Origin of the sequence: uncultured Bradyrhizobium sp. (genome assembly GCF_936943645.1) — a bacterium.
Classification (GTDB): domain Bacteria; phylum Pseudomonadota; class Alphaproteobacteria; order Rhizobiales; family Xanthobacteraceae; genus Bradyrhizobium.
This window is the reverse complement of record NZ_CAKZJO010000036.1, coordinates 1-12,907: the sequence shown is the minus strand read 5'-3', so window position 1 is coordinate 12,907 and position 12,907 is coordinate 1. Positions and strand designations below refer to the sequence as shown.

General features: G+C 63.7%; 12 protein-coding genes and 1 pseudogene. 6 read left to right on the top strand and 7 right to left on the bottom strand.

Going from position 1 to position 12,907, the window contains the following annotated elements:
• Nucleotides 1-523 precede the first annotated feature (523 nt).
• The 3 genes from Q0743_RS03990 to Q0743_RS03980 form a co-directional block, all read right to left on the bottom strand.
• Complete coding sequence (locus tag Q0743_RS03990; RefSeq protein ID WP_298240291.1) at nucleotides 524-2,170, bottom strand: GMC family oxidoreductase; 1,647 nt, start codon at nucleotides 2,168-2,170, stop codon at nucleotides 524-526.
• Between the two features lie 225 nt (nucleotides 2,171-2,395).
• A complete protein-coding gene (locus tag Q0743_RS03985) occupies nucleotides 2,396-2,989 on the bottom strand; it encodes a GNAT family protein (RefSeq protein ID WP_298240290.1) in 594 nt (197 codons plus the stop codon).
• A gap of 116 nt (nucleotides 2,990-3,105) precedes the next feature.
• The gene (locus tag Q0743_RS03980; protein ID WP_298240289.1) at nucleotides 3,106-4,032 is read right to left on the bottom strand and encodes an SMP-30/gluconolactonase/LRE family protein; all 927 of its coding nucleotides are present in this window, start codon (nucleotides 4,030-4,032) and stop codon (nucleotides 3,106-3,108) included.
• Nucleotides 4,033-4,274: 242 nt separating this feature from the next.
• Here Q0743_RS03980 and Q0743_RS03975 point away from each other — a divergent pair, with 242 nt between their 5' ends.
• Nucleotides 4,275-5,378 carry a mandelate racemase/muconate lactonizing enzyme family protein gene (locus tag Q0743_RS03975; protein WP_298240288.1) on the top strand — a complete coding sequence of 368 codons (1,104 nt, stop codon included), beginning with the start codon at nucleotides 4,275-4,277 and terminating at the stop codon, nucleotides 5,376-5,378.
• A gap of 9 nt (nucleotides 5,379-5,387) precedes the next feature.
• Here Q0743_RS03975 and Q0743_RS03970 read toward each other — a convergent pair whose 3' ends face one another.
• The gene (locus Q0743_RS03970) at nucleotides 5,388-5,759 is read right to left on the bottom strand and encodes a hypothetical protein (protein WP_298240287.1); all 372 of its coding nucleotides are present in this window, start codon (nucleotides 5,757-5,759) and stop codon (nucleotides 5,388-5,390) included.
• Nucleotides 5,760-5,943: 184 nt separating this feature from the next.
• Here Q0743_RS03970 and Q0743_RS03965 point away from each other — a divergent pair, with 184 nt between their 5' ends.
• Nucleotides 5,944-6,168: a hypothetical protein gene (locus Q0743_RS03965; RefSeq protein WP_028138161.1), complete on the top strand. Its 225-nt coding sequence runs from the start codon at nucleotides 5,944-5,946 to the stop codon at nucleotides 6,166-6,168.
• Nucleotides 6,169-6,448: 280 nt separating this feature from the next.
• Here Q0743_RS03965 and Q0743_RS03960 read toward each other — a convergent pair whose 3' ends face one another.
• Nucleotides 6,449-7,105: a glutathione S-transferase family protein gene (locus Q0743_RS03960; protein WP_298240286.1), complete on the bottom strand. Its 657-nt coding sequence runs from the start codon at nucleotides 7,103-7,105 to the stop codon at nucleotides 6,449-6,451.
• 171 nt (nucleotides 7,106-7,276) lie between these two features.
• Between Q0743_RS03960 and Q0743_RS03955 the strand changes: the two genes are divergently transcribed.
• Complete coding sequence (locus tag Q0743_RS03955; RefSeq protein ID WP_298240285.1) at nucleotides 7,277-8,500, top strand: polyhydroxyalkanoate depolymerase; 1,224 nt, start codon at nucleotides 7,277-7,279, stop codon at nucleotides 8,498-8,500.
• Between the two features lie 63 nt (nucleotides 8,501-8,563).
• Here the strand turns inward: Q0743_RS03955 and Q0743_RS03950 are convergent, their stop codons facing one another.
• The gene (locus tag Q0743_RS03950; protein ID WP_298240284.1) at nucleotides 8,564-8,845 is read right to left on the bottom strand and encodes a hypothetical protein; all 282 of its coding nucleotides are present in this window, start codon (nucleotides 8,843-8,845) and stop codon (nucleotides 8,564-8,566) included.
• A gap of 224 nt (nucleotides 8,846-9,069) precedes the next feature.
• Between Q0743_RS03950 and Q0743_RS03945 the strand changes: the two genes are divergently transcribed.
• From Q0743_RS03945 to Q0743_RS03935, 3 genes and pseudogenes are all read left to right on the top strand, one after another.
• The gene (locus Q0743_RS03945; RefSeq protein WP_298240283.1) at nucleotides 9,070-9,585 is read left to right on the top strand and encodes a hypothetical protein; all 516 of its coding nucleotides are present in this window, start codon (nucleotides 9,070-9,072) and stop codon (nucleotides 9,583-9,585) included.
• Nucleotides 9,586-9,621: 36 nt separating this feature from the next.
• On the top strand, nucleotides 9,622-10,758 hold the full coding sequence (locus Q0743_RS03940) for a hypothetical protein (protein WP_298240282.1): 1,137 nt from the start codon (nucleotides 9,622-9,624) through the stop codon (nucleotides 10,756-10,758).
• A gap of 2 nt (nucleotides 10,759-10,760) precedes the next feature.
• A pseudogene (locus tag Q0743_RS03935) lies at nucleotides 10,761-10,877 on the top strand (hypothetical protein); the annotation flags it as partial.
• 6 nt (nucleotides 10,878-10,883) lie between these two features.
• Here Q0743_RS03935 and Q0743_RS03930 read toward each other — a convergent pair.
• Nucleotides 10,884-12,752 carry an ABC transporter ATP-binding protein gene (locus Q0743_RS03930; RefSeq protein WP_298240280.1) on the bottom strand — a complete coding sequence of 623 codons (1,869 nt, stop codon included), beginning with the start codon at nucleotides 12,750-12,752 and terminating at the stop codon, nucleotides 10,884-10,886.
• Between the last annotated feature and the right edge of the window lie 155 nt (nucleotides 12,753-12,907).

Genomic DNA, 12,907 nt, shown 5'->3' with positions numbered 1-12,907 from the left:
GCAACGACGGCCAGGACCACACGGTTTTGCCGTACGCACGGCCCGCCATTTCGCCGCAGTATTCCCTGACACCGTCGACAGAGCCGGAAACTTACAGACGAGACGAAGCCTAGCAGCGCCGTCGTCCGCACGAAGCCTCGGGCTCACAGGGACTACCCGCCCTGCCCGCGCCTCTCGCGCACGACGCTGCCGCGTCCATCGCAACCCGGCCCGCGTTTCGAACGACTCGCGAACCGCCCCTCTTCGTCGGGCCGGGCTGCGTCGATCTATGCCGCAATTCCGAATTTCGGTAAAGTGGAATATTTTTGCGGGAAGGGGTTGACGGGGTACGAGGTGTTTTGCCTGACAGGCAAATTCGCCGATGCATCCAGCGTTCTCCGTGTCCCGGACGCGCTGCCGCGTGCAACGCTGCCGCGCAGGGCCGGGACCCAGAAGGCGACAGGGATCGCTCGGAGCCATGGGCCCCGGCTCTGCAGCGCACCGCTGAAGGAGCGCTGCACTGCGTCCGGGGCACGAGACCTCCTTACGCCACCGCGGCGTCCGGAATCCGCGCGGCTTCCATCGGGGCCTTGCCCCGAATGAGGTCCGAGGCACGATCCGCGATCATCATGGTCGAGGCGTTGAGGTTAGCCGAGATCATGCGCGGCATCACCGAGGCATCGATGACGCGGAGGCCCTCCAGGCCGTGGACGCGGAGCTGGTCGTCGACCACCGCCCAGCTCGAGTCCGCCGGGCCCATGCGGCAGGTGCAGCCGGGGTGGAAGGTGGTGGTGCCGCGTTCGGTGGCGGCGGCGAGGAACTCGTCGTCGGTGTTAATGTTGGGGCCGGGGAAATCCTCGTAGGCGTAATAGGGCGAAAGCGGCGCACTCTTCAGCAGACGCCGCGCGAGCTTCATGCCGCCGACGATGACGCGGCGGTCGAGCTCGGCGTCGAGATAATTGGTCTGAATGATCGGGGGCGCGAAGGGATCGTTGGAGCGGATGCGCACGTAACCGCGGCTCTCCGGGCGCTGCTGCCAGGAGGCCACCGTCATGCCCGGCTCGTCCTCGAGCTGGCCCTGCACGCCTTCCTTGTAGGACGCCGGCGTGAAGGTGAGCTGCAGATCGGATGAATCGGCGCTCTCGCCGGAGTGCCAGAAGCAGTAGACCATGGTCGGCGACAGCGACAGCAGGCCCTTGCGCTGGGTCGCCCATTTCAGCGCCTCGATCCACAGCGAGAAGCCGCGGCGGAGCTCGTTGATGGTCTTGATGTCCTTGACCCGCGCCACCGTGCGCGGCGCGTAATGGTCCTGCAGGCCTTCGCCGACCGGCAGCGCGTGACGCACGGCGATGCCGTGCTGCTGCAAGAGATCGGGCGAGCCGACGCCGGAGAGCTGCAGCAGCTGCGGCGAATTATAGGTGCCGCCGGACAGGATGACTTCCTTGTTGGCGCGCACCTCCACCGGCGTGCCGCCTCGGCCGCCCTTGGTGTAGCGCACGCCGACGGCGCGCTTGCCCTCGAAGATGATCTCGGTCGCGTGCGCATGGGTATGCACATGCACGTTCGGCCGCTTCATCGCCGGCTTGAGGAACGCGGTCGAGCCGGAGACGCGCAGGCCGTTGTCGATGGTGCGCTGGCAGTAGGAGACGCCCTCCTGGACGGCGCCGTTGTAATCGGGATTGCGGGGGATGCCGAGCGAGACCGCGCCTTCCATGAAGGCTTCGCAGAGCGGATCGCGCCAGTCCATCGTCGTAACGGTGAGCTTGCCGTCGCGTCCGCGGAACGTGTTGTCGCCCTCGCCGACCCGCTTCTCCAGCCGCTTGAAGTAGGGCAGCACATCGGCATAGCCCCAGCCGCGATTGCCCATCTGCGCCCAGGTGTCGAAATCCATGCGCTGGCCGCGGTTGTAGATGTGGCCGTTGATCGAGGACGAGCCGCCGAGCGTCTTGCCGCGCGGCGCGTAGATGCTGCGCCCGCCGGTGTAAGGTCCGGGCTCCTGCTGATAGGCCCAGTTGATGCTCTTCATGTGGAAGGTCTTGATGAAACCCGCCGGCAGGTGGATGTAGGGGTGCCAGTCGCTGGGCCCGGCTTCCAGCACGCAGACGCTGGTGTTGGGATCTTCGCTGAGCCTGGAGGTGAGGATGCAACCGGCCGAGCCCGCGCCGATGATCACATAATCAAATCTGTCCATGATGAACGTCCTTAGCGCGCAATCAGTGTTGATCGAATGGTGCCGGCCACGAGCACGCTCCACCTCTCCCGCTTGCGGGGGAGGTCGGCGCGAAGCGCCGGGTGGCGGCTCTCTCAACACGGGGAATCCCACCGCGGAGATACCCCCTCCCCAACCCTCCCCCGCAAGCGGGAGAGGGAGCGCAGCCCGATCGCGGATGCATCAAACTCAGCCTCGTGCTCATCGCTAGCGCGGCTTTTCGTTGAGTTGATAGTTGAGATGCGCCTTCACCGTTGGCCATTCGGCGGCGGTGATGCTGTAGACCACGGTGTCGCGCAGCGTGCCGTTCGGCGCGACCTGATGGCTGCGCAGGATGCCGTCCTGCTTGGCCCCCAGGCGCTCGATGGCGCGGCGGCTCTGGTGGTTGAAGAAATGCGTGCGGAATTCGACCGCGATGCAGTTCAGCGTCTCGAAGGCATGACCGAGCAGCAGCAGCTTGCACTGGGTGTTGAGCGGGCCGCGCTGCGCGCTCTTGCCGTACCAGGTCGAACCGATCTCGACGCGGCGGTTGGCGGCGTCGATGTTCATGTAGGTGGTCTGCCCGACGATCTTGCCGGCGGCATCGAACACGGTGAAGGGCAGCATCGAGCCGGCGGCCTGCAATCCCAGGCGGCGGTCGATCTCCTTGGCGACGTTGTCCGGCGTCGGGATCAGGGTATACCAGATGGTGTAGAGATCGCCGTCCTTCACGGCCTCCACCAGCCCCTCGCGGTGCTCTTTCGACAGCGGCTCCAGACGGGCATGCTGTCCGCGCAGGGTGATGGGATCAGGCCAGGGCATTTGAGACTCTCTCCGTTGTCATTGCGAGCGAAGCGAAGCAAGCCAGAATTTTACCGCAGAGGCAGTCTGGATTGCTTCGTCGCTTCGCTCCTCGCAATGACGGTCACTAGCACCGTTTACTTGTTTAGGAAATTGAGGGGCAATCCGCCGCGCGGCCAGTCCATGGCGACCAGCTCGCCCCTGCCTGACAGCGTGATGTAGGCGGTCTTCAGCTCGGGGCCGCCGAAGGCGATGTTGGTGGTGACGCGGTCACCGGTCGGGACCTGCTCCACCAGCGTGCCGTCGGGCGCGATCACCGAGATGCAGCCGGAGACAAGGGTGGCGACGCAGACATTGCCGCCGGCTTCCACCGCGAGCGAATCGAACATCTGGTAGCCGCCGAGGCCGCAGATCGGCTTGCCCCGCTCGCCGCGATAGATCACGTCACGCGGCTTCAAGGTGCCCGGCGCGGACAGCTCGTAGGCCCAGAGGCGGCCGGTCGGCGTCTCCGCGATGTAGACGGTACTTTCATCCGGCGACAGGCCGATGCCGTTCGCCGGCAGGATGCCGTGCACGATCTCGACGAGCTCGGTCATGCCGGGCTTGAGGTAGTACATGCCGCCGACATCCATCTCGCGCGCGCGGCGCTTGCCGAGGTCGGAGAACCACAGGCCGCCCTGCCTGTCGAACACGAGGTCGTTCGGCCCGCGCAGATCGTGCTCGCCGCACTTCGTGACGACGGTCTCGACCTTGCCGGTCTGCAGATCGACGCGCTGGATCGAGCCACCGAGATAATCGTCGGGCTGCGGACCCGGCATGATCATGTTGCGGGTCGGGATCCAGGAGAAGCCGCCATTGTTGCAGATGTAGATCTTACCGTCGGGTCCGAGGGCTGCGCCATTGGGACCGCCCGGAATTTTCGCCACGATCTCCTTGCGGCCGTCGGGGTAGACGCGCGTCAGGCGCTGGCCGCGGATTTCCACCAGCACCACCGAGCCGTCCGGCATCACCACGGGGCCTTCGGGAAATTCGAGGTCGGTGGCGAGAACGCGGACGTCAGACATGTGAGACCCTCCCGGCTGCTTGTTATGACTTGCACGGGATGTCCGGCTCGGCCCCACACGCAAGATTTGCCTGCGGTTATGACAAAGTCACTTCCGCTTGCCAAGCAAGCGGGACGGTATGCCAGCGTTGCGCTGCATTATCCGGCTGCGGCGATGACGCAGCGCCCGAACGACCACTGGCAACGCCCCGGCATTCCCAGCTACACTTGCTGCAACCGCTCACCAGAAAGAGGAACCGCGTCATGGAGATCACCGATGTGCGGGCGCACCATATCCGCATCCCCTATGACGCCGGTGTCGCAAGCTTTCGCCAGGGCGCGTCCGCGATCTCGGCGCTCGACATGGTGCTCATCGAGGTCTCGACCGATGCCGGGCTGACCGGCTGGGGCGATGCCTTCGCCTATGTCTGCCCGCGCACCACGCGCAGCGCGGTGGAGGAGATGATCGCGCCGCAGGCCCGCGGGATGAAGGTGCCCGATACCGCCGGCATTCCCGCCGCGATGGAGCAGATCCAGCGCAATCTGCATCTGTTCGGCCGCTACGGCATCACCATGTTCGCGATCTCGGGGCTCGACATCGCGCTGTGGGATCTGGCGGCGAAGGTGAAGGGCGTGCCGCTGCATCGCCTGCTCGGAGAGACCAGGCGCACGGCCATTCCGGCCTATGCGAGCCTGCTGCGGATCGGCGCGCCCGACAACATCGCGGCCGAATGCCGGAAGGCGCTCGCGCTCGGCTATGGCGCGATCAAGCTGCACGAGACCACGGCGCCTGCAGTGTTCGCGGCGCGCGAGGCGATCGGGCCGAGCATTCCGCTGATGGTCGATATGAACTGTCCACTCACGGCCGAGCAGGCGATCGCGTTCGCAACCTCATGCCGCGATGCGCGGCCGATGTTCCTGGAGGAGCCGGTCTGGCCGCCGGAAGACTTTGCCGCGCTCGCCGAGGTGCGCCGCAAGGGCGGGCTCGACATCGCCGCCGGCGAGAATGCCTGCACCGAATTTCAATTCCGCCAGATGATGGCGGCGGGCGCGGTGAGCCACGCCCAGCCGTCGGTCACCAAGGTCGGCGGCATCACGGAATTCCTGAAGGTCGCCGAGCTGGCAGATCGGCTCGGCGTCAAGATCGTGCCGCACTCCCCCTATTTCGGTCCCGGCCTGCTGGCGACGTTGCACCTGCTCGCAACGCGCGAGGACGGGCTGGTCGAGATGTTCTATCTGAAGCGCGAGGCCTGCCTCTGGGGCGGCCGCGCCGATGCCGATGCCACCGGTCATGTCGCGGTGCCGGCAGGACCCGGGCTCGGCTATGAACCTGATCGGGGCGTGATGGAGCGCTATCGCGTGGCGTGATCGTCGCGCCTATTTCGCAGCGTCCTTGTTCGTAGCATCCTTGGGTGGCGGCGCGTCCTGCTTCTTCTTCAGGTCCTCGGCCGTCTTCGCCTGCGCGGTCTGGAGATCGCCAAGCGTCTTCTGCAGGCCGGCGACGGTCGTCTTCAGCGCGTCGATCTGACGAGCCGCCGCGTCCAGCTTCTGCTGATGATCGAGGTTCAGCTTCGTGATCGTCTTCTGCAGGAAGTCGACATTGCTCTGCAGGCAGCTGGTGCGCCGCTCCATCGTCTTCTCGACCGTGCAGATCTCGATGCCGGGCACGTCCTGCGCGTGCACCGGCGCATCCGCCAGCGTTGCGAGCAGCAATATCGCGAAACAAAGCCCGGCGTTTCGAAGCAGCATGCAGGTTCCTCGTCCATTCGATCACGGCAATGTGCGCTGTTTGCGCGCAGCCGCCAAAGGCTACCACACTCGTACCGCATTCTCGCGTTGAGCTTGGCCTGTTCCCCTGGGACGGGGAGCAGTGAACGGCACGCGGAAGGGGTGGGCGCTCTTCCCGCGGCTTTGATTAGGGGAGATTTTTGGAATGGCAACGCGCGATAGACGATTGGCGGAATTCGACGGCGCCGGAGAACCACCGCCGGGCCTGGCGCTCGAAGTGCTGTGCGAGGATCACAGCGGAACGTACCAACTGCCGTTCGCCTGCCGCTATGTCGAGGGACGCTGGCAGAACCATGAGGCCGGCATTGCGGTCGAAGCGACCGTCATCGGCTGGCGCCTGCCGCGCGTGAAGCAACGCGGAGCTGCCTGAGACCGTCCTCTGTTCCAAAATGCAACGGCGCCGCGCTCCGCCTTAACCTTCGGAACGCGGCCCGAACGAATCACGTCCGAATCAGCCGAACGGCCGTGTACGCAGCTGTTCACGGCTAGATGTCGATGCGGCTGTGCAAGCGCGTACAATATCTGTGCGGCGGGGCGAACGGCAGCGACCTGAAACAGGCGCCAAAGGTTAATCCGGACAAGGGCCTAGCTTGCTCTGACCGGCGCAACCGGTCCCGCCCCCGAAACAGGCAAGGGCACCCCGTGCCTGCCTAATATTCGACCTCGAGCTCCTCGATCTCGGCCGGCTCCTCCCGCGCGGCCGCGATCCACTCGACCATCTCGGGCATCGCCATGATGGTATCGGCATAGGCCTTCAGCAGCGGCTCCAGCTTGACGTCGTAGGTGACGAAGCGGGTCACCACGGGCGCGTACATCGCATCCGCAATGGTGCGCCTCTCCCCGAACAGGAACGGGCCGCCCGACCTCTCCAGGCAGTCGCGCCAGATCGACCAGACGCGGTCGATGTCGGCCTGCGCACGCGACCAGATCTTGAAGCCGGGGAAACGTCCTTTCAGATTCACCGGCAGCGAGGCGCGCAGCGTGGTGAAGCCGGAATGGATTTCGCCCGAGATCGCGCGGCAATGGGCGCGCTGCACGCGGTCATCGGGCAACAGGCCGGCGGCCGGCATCACCTCGTTGAGATATTCGGCAATCGCCAGCGTATCCCAGACCACCGCGCCCTCGTGCCGCAGGCACGGCACCAGGATCGAGGACGACAACAGCAGGATCTCCGCGCGCGCCGACGGATCGTCCGGCGCGGTGACGATTTCCTCGAAATCGAGCCCGGAGAATTTCGTCAGCAGCCAGCCACGCAGCGACCAGGACGAATAGTTCTTGCTGCTGATGGTCAGTGTCGCCTTTGCCATGTGGCTCTTCCCTTAACGCCGGATCGCGGGCGCCGCGCCGCCGCGCGGGCCTGGCCGAGTCCTGTGCTTCCCGCACGAAGCGCAGCAAGCGACGTGCCAATTTGGGAGGCGGCCGGCCCCCGTCTGGCTTCGATATTGCATGACAGCAACGGGACAGGTGGGCGTATCCGTATGATGTCGATGTACTATCAGGCTTTTCAGAACCACATGGACCTGACCGCGCCGTGGCGCGCGGGAGCTTCGTCCGCGCTCAAATTCCTCAATCTGGTGCCTCAGGGCATGTCGGATCAAATGGTCGGCCGCCTGTCGGCGGCGCTGGAGCTGATCTCGCGCTCCACCCTGACCTATCACCGTCCCGCCTACGGCATCGACAGCGTGATGGTGGGCAACCGCGAGATCGCCGTCACCGAGGAAATCGCCTACGCGACGCCGTTCGGCTCGCTGCTGCATTTCAGGAAGGACGGCGTCGGTGAGCAACCGCGCATGCTGCTGGTGGCGCCGATGTCCGGCCATTTCGCGACGCTGCTGCGCGGAACCGTGCAGACGCTGCTGCAGGACCACGACGTCTACATCACCGACTGGCACAACCCGCGCGACATTCCGCGCAGCGAAGGCCGCTTCGGCCTCGACGACTACACCGAGCATCTGATCGATTTCTTGGGGCAGCTCGGCCCGCGCCCGCACATGGTCGCGATCTGCCAGCCGTCGGTCTCGGCGCTCGCGGCCGCCGCGATCATGTGCGAGGACAACCATCCCTCGCGGCCGGCGACGCTGACGCTGATGGCCGGCCCCATCGATACGCGCATTCAGCCGACCAAGGTCAACGACTTCGCCAAGAGCAAGCCGATCGAGTGGTTCGAGCAGAACCTGATCAACTATGTGCCGGTGCAATGCCGCGGCGCGCTCAGAAAAGTCTATCCCGGCTTCGTGCAGCTCACCGCCTTCGTCTCGATGAATCTCGAGCGCCACATCAAGCAGCACATGGATCTCGCCAACCACATCGCGAAGGGCGAGAAGGAGAAGGCCGCGACCATCAAGACCTTCTATGACGAATATTTCGCGGTGATGGATCTGCCGGCCGAATTCTATATCGAGACCGTGCGCGACGTCTTCCAGGAGCACCTCTTGCCGCAGGGCAGACTGATGCATCGCGGCCGCCCCGTGAACACGAAGGCCGTCAGCCGCATGGGGCTGATGACGGTCGAAGGCGAGAAGGACGACATCTGCTCGATCGGCCAGACGCTCGCCGCGCAGGACCTTTGCACCGGCGTCCGCGCCTATCGCCGCGTCCACCACATGCAGGCCGGCGTCGGCCATTACGGCGTATTCTCAGGCCGGCGCTGGAACAACGAGATCTACCCGCTCTTGCGGGACTTCGTGCACGTCAATTCGTGAGAGGCTTCAAGGAAGAGATCCTGGCACCGCTAGGCGCCCCTTTCAAGCCCCGCAAAAAGCTCGTTAGTCAAATAGCCGCTCGAATATCGCTTTGACGATTTCGGCGATGGTCACCTTAGCCGCGACCTTTGCGAGATAGATCAATATCTCGCGCTGAACCCCGGGCGATACCGCTTTGTGTCCGGGGATGACGATGCTGATTTCCTCCCCCGTATCAGGGTCGCGGAAACGCAGAGCGCGGTGACTCCCTTTGCCACGAGCCTCATCGAGCTCGAGCTCCAGACCGTGCTTTCGGCAGACCGCTCGCAAATCGCGCAACAATTTCCGGGCGTCTTTAGGTTTCATCGAACGACTCCCTGAAGGACGATCTTCTGAACCCCCGCTAACAATCCATTAACATATCCCATTCAGAATTCCAACCATTTCAACACAAAATTGTGTGGCGACACAAAATTGCGTTTTATGGTTCCGCACAAATTTGTGTTTGACATGATTTGATAAAGAGAGCATCCCACCGCAGCGAATTTGCCAAATCGGCCCATGAATTTCAGCAAACAGGGAGCCGCACCGTGAACCAGTACGTCTACAGCTTTCGGACCGAAGCCAGCCGTGGAGAGACATTCTTCCGGTTCACGAAGTTTCCGGAGATCATCTCAGCGATCCCGACTTCCGAGTTTCGAAAGCTGAGCCAGGACGAGAAGGACGCCCATGCAGCAGACGCCGTCATAACAGCGCTACAGGCGCGTATTTCCGGGCGTAGAGACATCCCAAACGGGGATCGTCCCGGTGCTATTCAACGTGGTGGCCAGGTGGCTCTTTCCGTTCGGCAGGCCATGAAGTTGGAGTTGTACAAGACATACCTTTCGTCCGAAGCCGATTCGGTAGCGGACTTGGCCCGCAAACTGGGCAAGGCCGAAACGCTGGTCCGAAGACTTCTCGATCTACGCCATCCATCGTCGTCACAGGAGATCGAGGACGTGATCGGCGCACTCGGGAAACGTCTCGTGCACGGCTGGGCTGTTCAAACCCCATTAGAGAGGGCAGGCACCCGCAGCCAAGGCCGCTACAACCAAGCTGCCGAATAGTCGATATTTGACTTTTGCCACAATCAATGATTGCATTTGACAAACTTTGTCGAATTTCAATCAGCGATTTTGTCAAAAGCAATGTCTTTTCAGCCGGATCACATCGGGCAATCCGTCATATTCGAGTGTCTTCGCGATCTTCGCACGACGCTTGGTCAGAGCGCGAATGAGCAGGCTCAGGATATTTGGCGCCATGATCAGGGCTTGACTACCGAGCGCATCGTGGAGGTGCTGCGCGGAGCGAACTTAAAGAGGGCTCTCAAGCAGCGGATAGCTCGAGCGGCGCTGCCGGTTCTTCTTGAGCATCGCCAAGCCCTACTAGATGGCTATAGCGATGCACGCACAAGAGCGATCGTGGCAGCTCTCCTTACGGACGAGGTTGACCGCCCGCAAGAGGAAGCTGCCACGCCGAGCACTTCGATCTTTGAAAACTGGCTGACGAAGTCTCATCCCACACAACGAATAGATACGGCGATCTACCAGCTCTTCCGGCGATACAAGCCGATCCGCTCAGGTGATCCTTCTGAAGACTTAGAATGGACCGACGACAATAATCACTTCGTCATCTGCGAATTGATTTTCATCGATATCATCAAGCGCCACTGCTGGCTGCTCACCGCAGAAGGCGAAAAGTATTTTGGTTCGATCCATGTTGGCGAGAGTGATACGCTTTTTGCACTGTGTCAGCGGCCCGTCGAGGAAAAGCGCGACGCCTTCAACCACCGCTTTCTTGCCCTCGATTTGGCGCCCCAAGTGAAGCACTTGTTCTCGGGTGTGATGGTAAAAATCGGAGATACCATCCGCAAGCCGCTAGCAGCGGAATGTTTGATGCACAAAATTCCCACATCTCATAGCGAGCTCTACGAGGCGTTTCAGATGGAAGTCGTTAAATCGCAGGAAGCGTCTCCTCTTCCGTCGGACTCTCTCCTCCTCAACTACACGACCTGCCCTCCTCCGACGACCCGCTTCGACGAACAAGACCCGCAATGGAAAAGAGTAAGACGGGTTAGGGACTTCAAGATTTTGAGTGACCTGGCCAAGCGCAAGAATGAACTCGGTAAAGCCTATTTGCGCGAACCTTCGCGGTCTTTGGCCGTCGGGGAAGCAATGGGGCTGGCAAAGAAGGAATGGGAAGTCTTCGATCAGCGAGAGCACCCGGCCAGCAAACGCTAGAGTATCGCCGCGTCCACCACATGCAGGCCGGCGTCGGCCATTACGGCGTATTCTCGGGCCGGCGCTGGAACAACGAGATCTACCCGCTGCTGCGGGACTTCGTGCACGTCAATTCGTGAGAGGCTTCACGCCGACCACTCCTCGCCCCAGGCCTGCACGACGTGGCCGGGCGAGACTTCGCGATAGTGCCGCACCGGCGGCTGATAGTCCGGCGCGCGCACCGGGCTTCTGATCTCGTCGTTGGCCACCTCGCGCCGCGTGCCGCGGCGTGACGGATCGGGCACCGGCACGGCGGCCATCAGCTTTCTGGTATAGGGATGCTGCGGATTGCCGAACACGTCGGCGCGCAGGCCGATCTCGACGATCTCGCCGAGATACATCACCGCGACGCGGTGGCTCATGCGCTCGACCACGGCGATGTCGTGGGAGATGAAGAGATAGGCAAGGCCCATGCTGGCCTGCAGATCGAGCATCAAATTCACGACCTGCGCCTTGACCGAGACGTCGAGCGCCGAGACCGCCTCATCCGCGACGATCAGTTTCGGCCCGAGCGCGAGCGCGCGGGCGATGCAGATGCGCTGGCGCTGGCCGCCGGAGAATTCGTGCGGAAAGCGCGCAGCCATGTCGGCGGTCAGGCCGACGCGGATGAGGAGATCGGCGACTTTCTCGCGTGCTTGCGCGGCGGTAGCGAGGCCGTTGGCGAGCAAGGGCGCGGCGATCGCCGTTCCCACCGACATGCGCGGATTGAGGCTCGCGAACGGATCCTGGAAGATGATCTGCATCTGTTTGCGGAAGTCGCGCAAGGTGCGGCCGCTCATCGCAAGTACGTCCTGGCCGTCGATCAGCACCGTGCCGCTGTCCGGCTCGGTCAGCTTCAGGATCGAACGGCCCGTGGTCGACTTGCCGCAACCGGATTCGCCGACCAGCGCCAGGGTCTCGCCGGCGCGCAAGGTGAAGGACACATTCTCGACCGCGTGGACGCGGCCCGAGACTTTTCCGAACAGGCCCGAGCGGATCGGAAAGCGCGTGGTCAGCCCCGCGACTTCCAGCAGCGGGCGCTCGGCCGTCGAGACCGTGTCGGGCGTCTCGGCCGGCTCGTCCGAGGTGCCCGTCACCTTGTCGACGATCGGAAAGCGCATCGGCCGCGCACGTCCCTCCATCGAGCCAAGGCGCGGCACGGCGGCAAGCAGCGCGCGCGTATAGGGATGCGAGGGCGCGTCGAAAATGCGCGCGGTGGCATCGGTCTCGACTGCCTGCCCGCCATACATCACCACGGTGCGGTCGGCGATTTCCGCGACCACGCCCATGTCGTGGGTGATGAAGAGGATCGCCATCCCCTCCTCCCGCTGGAGCTCCTTCAGGAGCTCCAGGATCTGGGCCTGGATGGTGACGTCGAGCGCGGTGGTCGGCTCGTCCGCGATCAGGAGCTTCGGCTTGCAGGCCAGCGCCATCGCCATCATCACGCGCTGGCGCATGCCGCCGGAGAAGCGATGCGGATGCTCGTGGAAGCGCGATTGCGCCGCGGGGATGCGGACGCGATCGAGCAGCCGGACGGTCTCGGCCTCCGCCGCCGCGCGCGACAGGCCGCGATGCTGCATCAGCGCTTCCGCGATCTGGAAGCCGATGGTGAGCACCGGATTGAGGCTCGTCATCGGCTCCTGGAAGATCATGGCGATTTCGTTGCCGCGGATATCCTTCATGCTGGCTTCCGGCAGCGCCAGCAGATCGCGGCCGGCCAGCGTGACGCGGCCCTCGACGCGGCCGATCTCCTTCGAAATGAGCCGCATGATCGACAGCGCGGTGACGCTCTTGCCGGACCCGGACTCGCCGACGATCGCCACGGTCTCCCTTGCCGCGACGTCGAAGGAGACGTTGCGGACGACGGGAATCCATTTTCGCTCGAGCATGAAGGAGGTGGTGAGGCCGGAGACGGACAGCACGGGTGCTTTCGTGTCGGCTGCGACTTGATCTGCTCTGGTGGCGCCCATGCTCATGCGCGGTCCCCTGCACGTGACCCAGCGCAGGTGCGCTCCCTCTCCCGCTTGCGGGGGAGGGCTGGGGTGGGGGTGTCTCCACAAGCGAGGGCCCCCAAGAGGAGAGAGCCCCCACCCGGCGCTTCGCGCCGACCTCCCCCGCAAGCGGGAGAGGT